14 protein-coding genes are annotated in these 14552 nt (G+C 63.2%); 7 read left to right on the top strand and 7 right to left on the bottom strand.

The window, feature by feature from the left end; all coding sequences use genetic code 11:
* Positions 1-59: 59 nt before the first annotated feature.
* Entirely contained in the window at positions 60-2858 is a 2799-nt protein-coding gene (locus tag AC1D75_RS04635) for a DUF2232 domain-containing protein (RefSeq protein WP_495514115.1), read from the bottom strand.
* A gap of 87 nt (positions 2859-2945) precedes the next feature.
* Positions 2946-3881, bottom strand: coding sequence for a non-homologous end joining protein Ku (gene ku / locus AC1D75_RS04630; RefSeq protein WP_495514114.1), 936 nt, complete (start codon positions 3879-3881; stop codon positions 2946-2948).
* Between the two features lie 62 nt (positions 3882-3943).
* Between ku and AC1D75_RS04625 the strand changes: the two genes are divergently transcribed.
* Positions 3944-6301 carry an ATP-dependent DNA ligase gene (locus tag AC1D75_RS04625; RefSeq protein WP_495514113.1) on the top strand — a complete coding sequence of 786 codons (2358 nt, stop codon included), beginning with the start codon at positions 3944-3946 and terminating at the stop codon, positions 6299-6301.
* 120 nt (positions 6302-6421) lie between these two features.
* Positions 6422-7177 carry a metallophosphoesterase gene (locus AC1D75_RS04620; protein WP_495514112.1) on the top strand — a complete coding sequence of 252 codons (756 nt, stop codon included), beginning with the start codon at positions 6422-6424 and terminating at the stop codon, positions 7175-7177.
* Between the two features lie 13 nt (positions 7178-7190).
* Here AC1D75_RS04620 and AC1D75_RS04615 read toward each other — a convergent pair whose 3' ends face one another.
* Entirely contained in the window at positions 7191-8117 is a 927-nt protein-coding gene (locus tag AC1D75_RS04615; protein ID WP_495514111.1) for a YdcF family protein, read from the bottom strand.
* Positions 8118-8273: 156 nt separating this feature from the next.
* Between AC1D75_RS04615 and AC1D75_RS04610 the strand changes: the two genes are divergently transcribed.
* A complete protein-coding gene (locus AC1D75_RS04610; RefSeq protein WP_495514110.1) occupies positions 8274-8786 on the top strand; it encodes an LURP-one-related/scramblase family protein in 513 nt (170 codons plus the stop codon).
* A gap of 4 nt (positions 8787-8790) precedes the next feature.
* Here AC1D75_RS04610 and AC1D75_RS04605 read toward each other — a convergent pair whose 3' ends face one another.
* On the bottom strand, positions 8791-9084 hold the full coding sequence (locus AC1D75_RS04605) for a hypothetical protein (protein ID WP_495514109.1): 294 nt from the start codon (positions 9082-9084) through the stop codon (positions 8791-8793).
* 462 nt (positions 9085-9546) lie between these two features.
* Here AC1D75_RS04605 and AC1D75_RS04600 point away from each other — a divergent pair, with 462 nt between their 5' ends.
* From AC1D75_RS04600 to AC1D75_RS04585, 4 genes are all read left to right on the top strand, one after another.
* The gene (locus AC1D75_RS04600) at positions 9547-10032 is read left to right on the top strand and encodes a hypothetical protein (RefSeq protein ID WP_495514108.1); all 486 of its coding nucleotides are present in this window, start codon (positions 9547-9549) and stop codon (positions 10030-10032) included.
* Between the two features lie 12 nt (positions 10033-10044).
* Positions 10045-10530, top strand: coding sequence for a GreA/GreB family elongation factor (locus tag AC1D75_RS04595; RefSeq protein WP_495514107.1), 486 nt, complete (start codon positions 10045-10047; stop codon positions 10528-10530).
* Between the two features lie 49 nt (positions 10531-10579).
* Positions 10580-11137 (top strand): hypothetical protein, encoded by a 558-nt coding sequence (locus tag AC1D75_RS04590; protein WP_495514106.1) that lies wholly within the window; start codon positions 10580-10582, stop codon positions 11135-11137.
* A 174-nt stretch (positions 11138-11311) separates the two neighbouring features.
* Complete coding sequence (locus tag AC1D75_RS04585) at positions 11312-11491, top strand: hypothetical protein (protein WP_495516095.1); 180 nt, start codon at positions 11312-11314, stop codon at positions 11489-11491.
* 89 nt (positions 11492-11580) lie between these two features.
* On the opposite strand, the gene AC1D75_RS04580 is transcribed toward AC1D75_RS04585, so the two are convergent.
* From AC1D75_RS04580 to AC1D75_RS04570, 3 genes are read right to left on the bottom strand one after another with little or no spacing between them, the layout of a single operon-like run.
* Positions 11581-13023, bottom strand: a complete 1443-nt coding sequence (locus AC1D75_RS04580) for an NAD(P)(+) transhydrogenase (Re/Si-specific) subunit beta (RefSeq protein WP_495514105.1) — start codon at positions 13021-13023, stop codon at positions 11581-11583.
* On the bottom strand, positions 13020-13364 hold the full coding sequence (locus tag AC1D75_RS04575; RefSeq protein WP_495515981.1) for an NAD(P) transhydrogenase subunit alpha part 2: 345 nt from the start codon (positions 13362-13364) through the stop codon (positions 13020-13022). Before AC1D75_RS04575 ends, AC1D75_RS04580 begins: the two co-directional genes overlap by 4 nt.
* 1 nt (position 13365) lies before the next feature.
* Positions 13366-14454, bottom strand: coding sequence for a Re/Si-specific NAD(P)(+) transhydrogenase subunit alpha (locus AC1D75_RS04570; protein ID WP_495514104.1), 1089 nt, complete (start codon positions 14452-14454; stop codon positions 13366-13368).
* Positions 14455-14552: the final 98 nt, after the last annotated feature.

The following is a 14552-nucleotide window of genomic DNA, read 5'->3' as shown; positions in this document are numbered from 1 at the left end:
GAAATCTCCCAGTCGTCGTCGACTTCGGATCGATCCGCTCTTGAGCTGTCATCCGAGGGTCAACCCAGTGCGATGACCATGCCAACCGATCCGAACACCACGATAAGCACCAGAAGGTCGATAAGTCTTGGACTCCGATCAGATCGGGCCACCGATCCGATTCCACCACGGGCTTCGACGGCCGCAGCGAGCTCCCGGCCGTTCTGTACCGCCAGCGAACAGACGACTGTCAGGCAGGATATCCAGCCGTTGATCTGCTCGCCCATCGATTGGCGATGGTCGGGTTTGCGTTGCGACATCGTCTGCAACAGAGTCCGGAAGTCGCTGATCATGAACGGACACAGTCGCAGCGCGAGGGCCACCGACATGGCGGCGGACTGGGCCGGGATACCGATGCGTGCCGCCCAACCGACCAATCGTTGCGCAAACGAAGGTATTTCGACCATCGGTGTCGTCCAGCAGAACAGCAATGCGCAATAGAGCGACAGCACCGTCATGCAGATGAGGATGCCCCAGTAGATCGCGCCGCCGAGTCCGAACTCGACCCCGGCAACCGTGACGTACGGTTCGTCACCGCCCAGCGCCGTGATCCATCCACCGAACAGGGTGATGCCGATCAGCCACTTCGGCAACCGTGGCAGTGCGGCGCGCGGAACCTTGCCGAGCAGCGTCCAGCCGATTGCGATGCCGGCCCCGACCCCGACACTGAGCCAGGTCGGTTCGAGCATGAACATCACCGCGACCGCAGCCAGCGTCAGCAGCTTGGTGCCGACCCACAGTCTCCGGGCCGGCGAGGAATGTGGCAGCGTGCGAACAACATTGGCGAGGTTGGCGGTTGATTTCACCTCCGACGGGTCGGGCGCGGGCTTGACCGGCGCTCCGTCGACCGTGCCCTCGTCGACCACCACGGTGCGGTCGACGAGGTCGGCGAGTTCACCGACGTCGTGAGAGATGACAACCAATGTGGTGCCCGAGGCCTTCACCCGGCGCAGTGCCCTGACCATCGCGGCACGGGCCGGGGTGTCGAGCCCGGCCAGTGGTTCGTCGAGCACCAGCAACCGGGGCTTGCAGGCCAACAGACCGGCCAATGCAACCCGGCGTTGTTGCCCGACCGAGAGCTGATCCACGAGCGCGTCACCGAGCACCGCCGGATTGAGCCCGAGCTCGATCAGTGCGACGTTCACCGCCAGGTCGTCGACGCCTGCGGCATCCTTGATGTCCGCGCGCACCCGCGAGCGCACCAGTTGCAGTCTGGAGTACTGGAATCCGAGCAGAGCATGGTCGCGACCGTTGCGGACCGGCTCCCCGTCGAGCATCACCTGTCCTGACGTGGGTTTCTGCAAGCCGGTCAGAACCCTTGCCAATGTGGACTTTCCGGCACCGTTGGGTCCGGTGATCAGCACGGCCGATCCCGCCTCGATCCGCAGGTTCAGGCCGCTGAAAATCTGGTTGTGCCACGGGGTTCCCGCGTCATGGGCGAACCCGACGTCGTAGAGGGCGACGTTGGCGCCGTTGATGTGCCCCACCGGACGGCTGGGGTTGAGCAGTTCGGTGGAGACCTCGCGGTGCGACGAGTCGAGGACGATCTCCCGATCGGCCAACGCCGCCTCGTCGACGTCGTGCGTGATCTGCAGGACGGCGGTGTCCCCGGCGTCGGCCAGTTCGCGGAAGACCTCGATCACCGAGGTCCGGCCCTCCTGATCGATCATCGCGGTCGACTCGTCGCTGATGAGGACGGCAGGCTCCCGCGACAGCGCGGCGGCGATGGCCAGGCGTTGCAGCTGACCACCCGAGAGGGTGCTGGTCTCGCGGTAGAGCATCCCGCTCAGACCCACCCGGTCGAGCAGCTTGTTCATCTGGGCCTCGGTGAGGTCGTGATTGCCCCAGGCCAGATCGTCGGCGACGACCATGCCCAGCACCTGGGTCTCGGGGCGCTGGCTGATGACAGCAGTGCCACCGGGCTTGCCGAGACCAACCGCACCGGGACGACTGACGGTTCCGGTCGTGGGTTCCCGCCCGGCGACGACTCTCGCGAGCGTCGACTTGCCGACACCATTGGGTCCGGTCACCGCAACGACCTCACCGGCGTCGAGCTGCAGCGAGACATCCCAGATGGCCGGTACCGGAGCGTCCGGATATTGCACCCCGACACCGTCCAGACGCATCGGCAGCGGCGCAACAGGTCCGGACTCGTCGAGTTTCTCCTCGACATGCGGGGCACCGAGTCTGGCGATCATGGGCGGCAGGGGCCTGCGGTGCACGACGTAGACCGCGAGCCCGGAGAACGTCACCCCGACAACACCGACCGCCGGTATGGCGATCCACCAGTAGTCGATGCACCAGTTGATCACCGGGCCGATGACGTCGGTCAGTCCCTCGAGCCCGGCGTTGTTCATGACCCGCTCGGCGCCGCGCCAGCCGTTGCGGATCTGGGTGAACATGAACTCGCGGTAGTCGCTCAGTGCGGCGATGAGTCCGGTGGCGATCGCCGCGGACGGAATTGCGATGAAGACAAACGTGTTCAGGGCGACCTGGGGCGACTTCCATCCGCGGCGCAGCGCGGTCCCGGACAGGATGCCGAAGACCGCCGCCGAGCCGACCAGGTTCGCCGCGGTCACCCCACCGAAGAGGAATGCGACGACCCAGCCCGTCATCGCGCCGAGCAGGCTCACGCGCAGGCGCCTGCGGCCGGAGAGGATGGCAAACGGTACCGACGCGACCAGGACCGCGGCGCCGCCGATGGGCAACACCCGGCTCAGCACACAGATCGCCGCGGCGACGTCGGCCAGGGCGGCGGCCTCCGCGATTTCCACTGCGGTGACCCGGCGCCCGGTTCGGGTGTTCTTGCGCGTGTGCACGGTGGCGTCGCGTTCAGGGACTGGCTCGTGTTGGTCGATCTGTCCAGATTGCCAGAAACCCCGACCGGGGGCGTAGGGCGCCGAAGCTCAGCCGGCCTTGCGCTTGGCCGGGGCCTTCTTCGCTGCGGTCTTCTTCGCGGCCGTTTTCTTCGCCGGGGCCTTCTTGGCCGGGGCTTTCTTGGCCGCCGCCTTTGCGGGCGCTTTCTTCGCCGAACCCTCGTCGTCGTCGTCCGTGGACGACCCACCGCGGTCCTTCACCGACGCCCGCAGCGCCGCGAGCAGGTCGGCGACCTCCGAGTCGTCGCCCTCCTCCTCGTCCTTGGCCTCTGGTCCGGTGAACGCCTCGGTCCCCTCGGCCTTCGCCTCGATGAGCTTGCTCAGCTCTTCTTGATAGGTGTCCTCATATTGGGTCGGGTCGAAGTCGCCCGACATCGACTCGATGAGCGAGGCGGCCATCTGGAGTTCTTGCGGCTTGAGGTCGGGCGATTCGTCGAGAGACGGGAACGCCGCCTCCCGTACTTCGTCCGGCCAGAGCAGGGTCTGCAACGTCAGGACGTCACCGACCACTCGGAGCGCCGCCAGTCGCGTACGGTTCCGGAGCGTGAACGTGGCGATGGCCAGCCGGTCCGTCTTCTTCAGGGCCTCGCGCATGAGCGCGTATGCCTTGGGCGACTTACTCGCCGGCTCCAGGTAATAGGGCTTGTCGAAATAGATCGGGTCGACCTGGTCGATCGGCACGAAGTCGGTGATCGCGATCTCGGGGCTGCGCTGTACCGGGAGTTCGGACAGATCATCTTTGGTGAGAACCACGGTCTGACCGGTGTCGCTCTCGTACGCATTGGCTATCCGCGAGAACTCGACCTCATCGTCGGTGCCCTCACGAACCTTGCGGTATCGGATGCGGGTGCCGTCCTTCGAATCGACCTGGTGCGACGTACGGTCATGGCTCTCCGTCGCGGAGTAGACCTTGACCGGCACATTCACCAGGCCAAAGCTGAGATCGCCCTTCCAAATCGAACGCATATCGCCATTGTGCAGGTATTGAGCATTTGACGCAGCCCCCTGCGGCGATGAAAAGTCGTGGCATGCCCAGGCGCGACACACTCGAGGTCGACGGACACAGCATTGCCATCACCCACCTCGACAAGGTGATCTATCCCGCGACCGGCACGATCAAGGCCCAGGTCATCGAGTACTACAGCGCGATCGCCGACGTGATGTTGCCGCACATCCGCGACCGGCCGGTGACCCGAAAACGGTGGCCCGACGGCGTCGAATCCACTCCGTTCTTCGAAAAGAACCTGCCTGACCATGCTCCGAAATGGATTGGCCGGGCACGGCTCGGGCACAGTGATCGGGACGTGGTGTACCCGGTGTTGTCGTCTCGGGCCGAGTTGGTCTGGCTGGCTCAGCAGGCCGCACTCGAATTGCATGTCCCGCAATGGACCCTCGCCAACTCGCCAGGACGGGACGACGCGTCGTACAAGGCGGACCGGCTCACCGATCGAGTTGTGCTTGATCTGGACCCGGGTCCCGATGTGTCGTTGTTCGACTGCGCGAAGGTCGCGTTGCGGGTCAAGGAGATGCTCGACGCCATCGGCCTGCCGTGTTTTCCGGTGACCAGTGGATCGAAGGGCATACATGTGTATTTCACGCTGAAAACGGCGATCTCATCGGATTCTGCGCGCAAGGTTGCCAAGCAGATAGCCACCGGGCTGCAGTCGGAGAGCCCCGATCTGGTGACCGCGCAGATGACCAAATCGGTGCGGGGCGGACGGGTGTTCGTGGACTGGAGCCAGAACAGCGCGTCGAAGACCACCCTGGCCCCCTACTCGATGCGCGGCCGCGAACAGCCCTGCGTGGCCGCACCGCGACTCTGGGAAGAACTGGAAGACAAAGACATCCGGCATATCTTGTTCGATGAGATGGCCGACCGGATCGACACGTACGGTGACCTGCTGGCCGATCTCGAGAACACGTCGGCAGCGCAGCCGCTGCCGACGTCACCGACATCACCGACATCACCGGCGACACCGGTCGTCGATCTCGGCGCGTACCGCCGCAAACGCGACGAGCGCAAGACCCCGGAGCCGTTCGGGGACAGTCGCTCCGATGCCGATCGCAGTACCGAACCCATGTTCGTGATCCAGGAGCATCACGCCCGTCGCCTGCACTACGACTTCCGCCTCGAGCGTGACGGTGTCCTGGTGTCCTGGGCGGTCCCCAAAAACCTTCCGCTGGAAGGTGACAAGAATCGACTGGCGGTCCAGACCGAGGATCACCCGATCGACTACGCCGACTTCTCGGGTGACATCCCGTCCGGCGAATACGGTGGCGGTCATGTGGAGATCTGGGATCGGGGTACCTACGAGACCGAGAAGTGGCGGGACAGCGAGATCATCGTCCGGCTGCACGGCGAACGCATCCAGGGCCGTTACGCGCTGATCAAGACCGGCGACAAGAACTGGTTGGCCCACTTGATGTCCGACGAAGCACGGCCGATCATGCCCGACAGTCTGCGTGATCCGCGGCCGATGCTCGCCACCGACGAGACCATCGAGCACTTCACCGACGACAAGTGGGCCTTCGAGGGCAAATGGGACGGTTACCGAATTCTGTTGCGCTACATCGATGGAAAGCTCCGGTTGACGTCACGTTCGGGCATCGACATGACCGCGGACTTCCCCCAGATCCACACGGTCACCGATGATCTGGGACTGCTCGATGTGGTGCTCGACGGTGAGATGGTGGTATTCGACGAGCAGGGACGCACCAACTTCACCCAGCTCGCCGGCCGCAACAACTCCGGAGACCTCGACGTCAAACTCCTGCTGTTCGACATCCTGTATCTCAACGGCTCGTCGCTGCTTCGACACACCTGGCAGGACCGGCGCGCACTGCTCGAGGAGATCGGCAAGGCGTTCTCGTCCGATGCGCCCGTGCAGGTTCCACCCCTTCTGCCCGGACCGGGGTCGGATGCCATCGCCCACAGTCGTGAGCGCGGATGGGAAGGTGTTGTCGCCAAGCGGCGCGACTCGACCTACCAGCAAGGCCGACGCTCCAAGACGTGGCTCAAGCAGAAGAACTGGAGCGACATCGAGGTGGTGATCGGCGGTTGGCGACCAGGCAAAGGTGGTCGCAGCAACCGGATCGGCTCACTGTTGATGGGCCTGCCCGAGGAGACCGGGCTGCGCTACGTCGGCCGGGTCGGGACCGGATTCACAGATTCCCAACTCGACGCCCTGCTCGCCGAGCTGGAGCCCTTGCGCCGCAAGACTTCACCGTTCCTGGGTCACCTCGATCGCCCCGTCGAGATGGACGCGGTGTGGGTTCTGCCCAAACTCGTTGCCGATGTGAGGTTCATGGACTGGACCAGCACGGGTCACCTACGTCACCCCTCCTGGCGCGGTATCCGCCGGGACAAGCTACCCGGCGACCTCTGAGAGCAGGAAGGCAGCACGGCTGCACGTGCCCAGAATCTTCGAGCGAGCTACGGTATTTACGGGTTCCGATGGCCGCCCTGCGCCCCGCGGGAACCCACAGCCGCACCAAAAGGAGTCCACGTGCTCGTAGTCGCGCACATCAGCGATCTTCACTTCAACGGAACCGCCGCAAAGCGCGACCGGATCCAAGCTGTGCTCGATTACATCAATTCCAGAGCCGACGGCATCGACGCACTACTGGTGACGGGCGACATCACCGACAACGGTCTGGCTTCCGAATACAAAGAAGCGGGCGAAACGCTGCACAGTCCGCTGCCGACCCTGATCTGCCCGGGAAATCACGACTCCCGCGACGAGTTCAACCAGACCTTCCTGGCCGACGAGCTCTCCCTGCGCAGTACCGACCACACCGCGCCGCTCAATTTCTCTCGGACGATCGCAGGCACATTGTTCCTGATCTGCGACAGCTCCATCCCCGGCGAGAACGGGGGTTACCTGACCGACGAGACCCTCGCCTGGATGGACGAGCAGATATCCGCGGCCGGACCGCAGGTTCCGGTGTTCGTTGCGTTCCACCATCCGCCGGTTGTGCTGCAGATGCCGATGATGGACACCATCCGGCAGACCGGGGAAGAGCGGTTGGCCGCACTGGTCGAGCGGCATCCGAACATCACCATGTTCATGTGTGGACACGCCCACACCGGCGCCGTGACCACCTTTGCCGGACGGCCACTGTGCCTGGCCCCTGGCGTGTCCTCGACCCTCAATCTGCCGTTCGAAGGGGCCGATGTGGTCAACGAGACACAGCCTGCCGGGTTGGCGTTCCACACATACGCCGATGGCCGTGTGATCAGCCACTTCCGTTCGGTTCAGTGATGAGACGCCGCGATCATGCGGCGGAACGGGCCGCCTTGATGCGGTCCGACGGCAGGCCGAGGATGTCGGTCGCATCGATGTAGATGTCCCGCTGATCGACTTTCGCGGGCACGGACAGGTTGCCGATCAGTTCTCGGGTCGACGTGGTCGCCGACACCACCGGTATCCCGGCGACAACCAGGTCGGCCGCAGCGCGCCGAACCTGATCCGGAGAGGTCACCACCACCACATTCGCCAGGCTCAGCGCCCTGGCCATTGCAGCGCAGGCCACCGCACTCTGCGCCAGGGAGTGGGCTGCGGAGTCGACATGGAGACGGGCAGCGGCGATACCGTGGTCAACCAGCCAGGTCCGCATCACGTCGGCCTCGCGTTGTCCGCGGGCGTTGGCGCCCCCGGAGATGATCACCGCAGATTCGTGGGCGACGATCGCCTGGCTCCAGGCGGCGAACAGCCTGCTGGCCGTCTCGGCGGTGGGTGTTCCGTCTGGGTTCAGGCCGGCTCCGAGAACCACGATCCCGGTCGTCTTCCCATGCAGGCCCGGCACCGGATTCGGGCCAACGACCACCCCGCGGCCGATGCCGGCGAGCACCTCGCGAATCCGTCCCTGCAAGGCGCGATCATAGGTCCCCAGGGCGGCCAGTGCCGCCTGGGTCGCCCGTGCATCACCGCTGTAGTCGGACCAGATCGCCTGCAGCGCAAGCGCATCGGTGTCGGAGGGGCTGGCCACCAGAAGCTGTCGGAGTGCATTGAGCCCCAACGGCACCTCACCGCGGCGGAACTGGAGCTGGGCAGAGTTGTACAGGTTCGCCGTGTCCGTCCCGGACATCACCGGCGACACCGCGGTCGGCGCGTTCATGACGGTCGGGATCAGCGCGACCGCCCCGGTCGACATCCCGATGGCAGCGGCCGCGGCCACCAGCGCTCTATTCACTCGCGCCACACGCGCACCACTTGTCACACTGGCCACAATAGGCGCTCAATGCCACGGGACCACATTCAAGCGGTCTCAGCTCGATAACGCCCCCGCCCATCGGCCCCTGACCTCATCCACATCGGGTGATGCCGGAAACACCCCGTCCGGGCACCATCGGTTGTCATGGGCCTGTTCAACCGTTCTCACGAAGACAAACCTGCCGCGATCCGCTACCAGATGCGCGAGAAATTGCTGTCCATCGGCGACGACTACTGGATCGAGAACAGCGCCGGAGAGAAGGTCTTCAAGGTCAACGGCAAGGCGATTCGCTTCCGGCAGACATTCATCCTCGAAGACAGCCGGGGCGCCGAACTCGCGAAGATTCAAGAACGCAAGTTCAGCGTCCGGGACAAGATGCATATCCAACGTGGGGACTCAGAGGCCACCGTGCACAAGGCCATGCTCGGGATCCGGGATCGGTACACGATCGATCCGGATTCCGGGCCGGACCTCAAAGCCAAGGGCAACTTCGTCGACCATGAGTACGAGATCGAACGCGACGGCGACACCATCGCCACGATCTCCAAGAAGTGGTTCCGGCTCCGGGATACCTACGGTGTGGAGATCGCCGCGAACGAAGATCAGGCGTTCATCCTCGCCATCACCGTGTGCATCGACGAGTTGTCCCGCGGCTGAGCGTTCAGCAGGTGCTTGATCTCAGCTTGCCGCCCTCTAATGATCGGCCGCGTAGCTCGAGCGCGTCGTGCGCCAGGCCGATATATGTATGGGCCGTCGATATCCCGGCCTGGTAACCCACGCTGTACTCAGCGACACCGGGCGGGACACCGCTGCCTCGTTCCTGATCGAGGCGACCCTCGATGGTCTGCAATGCCGCGAGCTCCCAGCGGTGACGTGTGGCCGGGTTCTGTTCGACGAGTGGTGTTGTCGGAGCCCCGGCGAGCTGGTCGAGGACGCACAGGCGCGCAAAGCCCATACCCGCGCCATGCCCACGCCGATATTCTTCCGGCTCATCCCTCCCGCAAGCAGTGGCCGAAAAGTGTTCATGCAATGAGGTCAGCATTTCCGTAAGCGTTCTCTCACGACTGGGCGCGTCAGGCATTTTTGCGCTTCCGCATAATAGATCCACTTTCCGCCACCCTTTTATTTTCGCGCTGCGCTTTCATTGCAATTCGCTTTTTCTTCGCCGTTGTCTTCTTTTCAGTCGCCATCGACATCTCCTTGTGGTCCGTAGCACATCAGCGACCATCAGGCCGCTCACCTCCAGACCATAGCCAAGCCCACAGGAAGGTCAAGTTTCTCCATACTGTCCTGTGGGACTGCAACACAGTAGATTTCAGGATCTGATCCGGGACAAATTGACCGGACTGGCTTTTATTTTTTTATGGGCTAGAGTCCATTGGACCGAGTGCGATCGGAGAAGGAGTGAGGATGCGCCGTGAAAACGGTACTGATGGAGGTTCGCTTTCGGGTGTGTGCCACACCCCGGCGGGCCCAGCGCTTTTTTGACCACGTCGCCGACGTCGTTTCTTCTACGCTTCCCGAACGAGTACAGCGCTACCAATTAGTGCAGCAAACAGATTCTGTACTCTTACGGCGCCAATGGGAACGCCTCAACGGCACTTTGGCCCTCGCCCCACCCCAGACGCAAGACATCGGGTACGGACTCCACGATCCGACCGGACGCCTGACGGCGCAAAAGGTCGAGAGCATCGCCAACGACGCGCTCGCCGACCTGGCGTCGCAGCGCTCACACGGCGACAGGGCACAAGAATGCGTGCCGTGGATCCTGACTTTGAACGCCGCCACCGACCGCGCCTCACACGAGGCGATCACGGAGCGATATCCACCGTTGGACGTCGGGCCGCTGCGCAGAACACACCCGAGAATCGCGATCTCCGGGCGCCACAAAACAAACCACTAAGGAACACCCATCATGACCACCACCGATCCGTCCTGGATCAGCGCTGCCACGCGCGAGCGTCTCGAAAATGAAGTGGCACAACTCTATCGAGAACGCGATGCGGCGTCTGCCGACCTGATCAAGCATCGGAACATGGGCGATCTGGACAACAATGACGCATATCACCGAGCGGTCGGAGCACTGGATCACGTCAATACCCGAATCGCGCGGACTCATGCCGTCCTGGCCACCGCAACAACGACCACCACAGACGACGGCACCGTACAGCCGGGCTCGATCGTGACAGTCCAGTTCGACCACGATCATTCCGACACCGACACATTCCTGCTCGGGATGCCCGAGGAACACGAGACCGGGAGGCTGCAGGTGTGCTCACCCGAATCGCCACTCGGGCGGGCGATTCGAGGAGCCCGACTCGGTGACGACTGCCGGTTTCTTCTGCCAACCGGAAGACATTGCACCGCAACAATTATCGCAAACACGCCCTATACCGCCTAGGCAATCTCGAACGCCACGGAATTCGGCCCCTATCCCCGAAGGGGGAATCATGCAGATTGCAGTCTCTCCCCGTATACCCGGTGGACCGTTGCAGCGACCTCACCACGAACCGGTGTTGTTGGTGGGACCCTCCGGCGGATTGAACGCGGCTGTCCGCCGCGCGCTCGCCGATCACGGCGTGACCGCCACCGATGATCCCCGCGATTTGCTGACACCCGAGGCGGGCGAAGCACTTGTCATCGTCACCACCAACACCCCGGCCACGCCCCGGCGCCGAGGGTTCGGCAGGTGGCGTGAATACGTGGTCCGCCAGGCCGCCGAAGACCGTCTCACCGAGGTCGTGGTCGACGCGGCGAGCACCGTATCAGGGGCGCGCGTTCTCCTACTCTGCGATACGTCCGACGCAGCGTCGTCACGAGCTGCGATTCGGGCAACCAGGCAACTGGGCCAACGTATGGCGTACGAGTGTGCATTGAACGGTGCACCCATCAGTTCCACGACCTACGTGGTGATCGACGATGCAACACCTTCCATCACCGCCATCAACGCAGCTGTGACCTGGTACTTCACCCACCAGACGCCGGCGATCGAGGATCGGCCATACTGAGCCAACCCACTTCACGGGCACCTCCGGACGGACCTTTATGACCTTTCCCCGCCGGTTTTCAGAGCACTCGCGGGAGACGTTCGACGGCATGCTCGACCTGTGTACCGACATCGCCGTCAAATGCTTTGCCCCGCATAACAAGAAGTCCGATCAGAACGAGCCACAAATCGGCCCATGCGCCTGTCAGAGCCGCAGGCAGGATCGTCGTTTGCCGACATCACCGCCACGATCGATCGCGCCGGAGAGCGTGCCCAGTACTTCTGCCGCTATGAATTACCGAAGACCAACCCGCAATTCGACCTGCTGGCAGCACTGGACCGCACCACCCTCGACACCGATCCCGGCTGGTTCTGACCCGCCACCCACATGAATTCACACCGCCCACCTGAGGTTTCAGGTGGGCGGTGTGAATTCGGGTGGAGCTGTGGGCCGCAGCCCATTTGTTACAGCGCTTTGAGTTCTTCGATGATCAGGCCCACCGATTTCTTGGCGTCCCCGAACAACATCGACGTACCCGGCAGCGTGAACAGGGGGTTGTCGATACCGGCGTAACCCGAGGCCATACCGCGCTTGAGGACGATCACCGAACGGGACTGATCGACATTGAGGATCGGCATCCCGTGAATCGGGGATGACGGGTCGTTGCGCGCGGCCGGGTTGGTGACATCGTTGGCGCCGATGACCAGGGTGACATCGGTGCGCGAGAACTCGCCGTTGATGTCGTCCATTTCCTTCATCGCGTCGTACTCGACATCAGCTTCGGCGAGAAGGACATTCATGTGTCCGGGCATACGACCGGCGACCGGGTGAATGGCGTACTTCACCTCTACGCCCTTCTCCTCCAGGATCGAGGCCATGTCCTTGACAGCGTGCTGAGCCTGCGCCACTGCGAGTCCGTAACCGGGGACCACGATCACCTGCCCGGCATACGCCATCTGGATGGCCGCATCAGCGGCAGAGGTGGCCTTGACCGTGCCCTGCTCACCGGCCGGACCGGCAACCCCGGCCGCTCCGCCACCACCGAACGAACCGAACACGATCGCCGGGATCGACCGGTTCATCGCCGTGGCCATCAGGTTCGTCAAGATCGAACCCGATGCGCCGACGATCATGCCTGCCACGATCATCGCCGTGTTGTTCAACGCCAGACCCGCTGCCGCAGCGGACAACCCGGTCAATGCGTTGAGCAGTGAGATGACCACCGGCATATCGGCGCCGCCGATCGGCAACACCACGAACAGACCCATCACACCGGCAGCAACCAGCACCAGCACAATCCACCACTGCGAGCTGCCCTCGCCCGGGCTGGCGTTGACGCCGATGAACACGCACGCCGCGAGCGCCACCAACAACAGGACGATGTTCGCAACCTGGAAGATCTTGGCGTTCTTGACGAATGCCTTCTCGACCTTCTTGTTCATCAACTCTTGCAACTTGAGGAAGGCGATCAACGAACCCCAGAACGACACCGAACCGATGATCGCCGCGAACAGCGATCCGATCACGATGTGAATGGTCGGTGATTCGCCATGCTTGAACTCGGAAAACCCTGCGGTCTCGATGAACTCGGCCCAAGCGATCAACGCGACCGTGCCGCCGCCGACACCGTTGAACAAAGCAACCAGCTGTGGCATCGCGGTCATCTTGGTGCGCTTGGCAGGCGGCACACCCAGGATCACACCGATCGCCAGACCGGCCACGATCAGAATCCAGTTGATGGCGTAGGTATCGCGGATCTCGATCAACGTCGCGATCACCGCCAACCCCATGCCGGCAGCAGCAATCCAGTTACCGCGGACCGCGGTCTTGGGCCCGGTCAGGCCCGATAAACCCAGAATGAACAGCGAAAACGCAACAATATAAAGAATATTGACCAGATTGTTCACTTCTGGACTCCCTCAGACGACCCGGCTGCATCTTTTTCGTTCAGCGGAGCCTTCTTGCTCTTGAACATTCCCAACATGCGGTCGGTGACCAAGAAGCCGCCCACCACATTCAGGGTTCCGAAGATCAACGCGACGAAAGCGATGATGCGCACACCCCAAGGAGCATCATCGGGCAAGCGGCCCAACACGATCAGGGCACCGAGGACAACGACGCCGTGAATGGCGTTGGTGCCGGACATCAATGGCGTGTGCAGGGTGTTGGGCACCTTGGAGATGACCGCGAAGCCAACAAAACCGGCCAGCACGAGAATCGCGATATTCGCGAGAAGTCCCGAATACATATCAGGCACCTGCCTTCTGTGTTTCGCGCGTGACACAGGCCGCGGCGAGGATTTCGTCTTCGAAATCGGGAATGATCTTGCCGTCCTCGCCGAGCATCAACTCGATCAGCGCAAGAATGTTTTTCGAATACAGCTCGGATGCGTGCTCGGGCATACCCGCCGGAAGATTGAGCGGTGAGCAGATCATCACGTCATGCTTGATCACCTCTTGGCCCGGTTCGGTCAACTCACAGTTGCCGCCGGTCTCACCGGCCAGGTCGATCACAACGCTGCCGGGCTTCATGCCCTCCACCGCGCCTGCCGTCACCAGGCGCGGCGCCGGACGACCCGGCACCAACGCGGTCGTGATGACCACGTCGAAACCCTTGATCGCGTTCTCCAGAGCCCGCTGCTGCTGTGCGCGTTCGTCTTCGGTCAGCTCGCGAGCGTATCCGCCTTCACCGGCCGCGTCGATCCCGAGATCGAGCCACTGCCCGCCAACGGACTTCACCTGCTCGGCAACCTCGGGACGCACGTCATAGCCGGTTGTCCGAGCACCCAACCGCTTTGCGGTCGCGAGCGCCTGCAACCCGGCCACACCCACACCCAGCACCAGTACCGTGGCCGGCTTCACCGTTCCGGCGGCAGTGGTCAACATCGGGAAGAACCGGGTCGAGCGCTCTGCCGCCAAGATCACGGCCTTGTAGCCGGCGACGTTGGCCTGCGAGGACAACGCATCCATCGACTGTGCCCGCGAGATACGTGGGATCGCCTCGACAGCGAAGGCCTGCACACCCGCCGACTTCAAAGCACCGATCTGATTCTCGGCATTACGCGGGTTCAAAAATCCGATCAACGACGAACCCGACGACAACTTTGCGATCTCGGCATCAGTGGGTGCATCGACCTTCACCACCACATCTGCCGACCACGGATCGCCGATTGAGGCACCTGCGGCCACATACAACGCGTCCGGGATCAACGCGCCCAGACCTGCGCCCGACTCCACGACCACCGATACACCCTTGTTCACCAAAGTGGCGGCAACCTTCGGAACCAGCGCAACCCGGCGTTCCCCCTCCGTCGTTTCGCGCACGACACCCACACTCATAGAAGCTCCCTTGTCATGGGGTTGGGCGGTTCGTCGGTGACACCTTCGTCCGACGCCTGCCCACAAATGGCCGATGTGGCACACGACTCACGTGCGCC

This window comes from Williamsia sp. Y712, from assembly GCF_059445525.1.
Note: the sequence above shows the minus strand (reverse complement) of the source record. Positions and strands in the feature narration are given on the sequence as shown.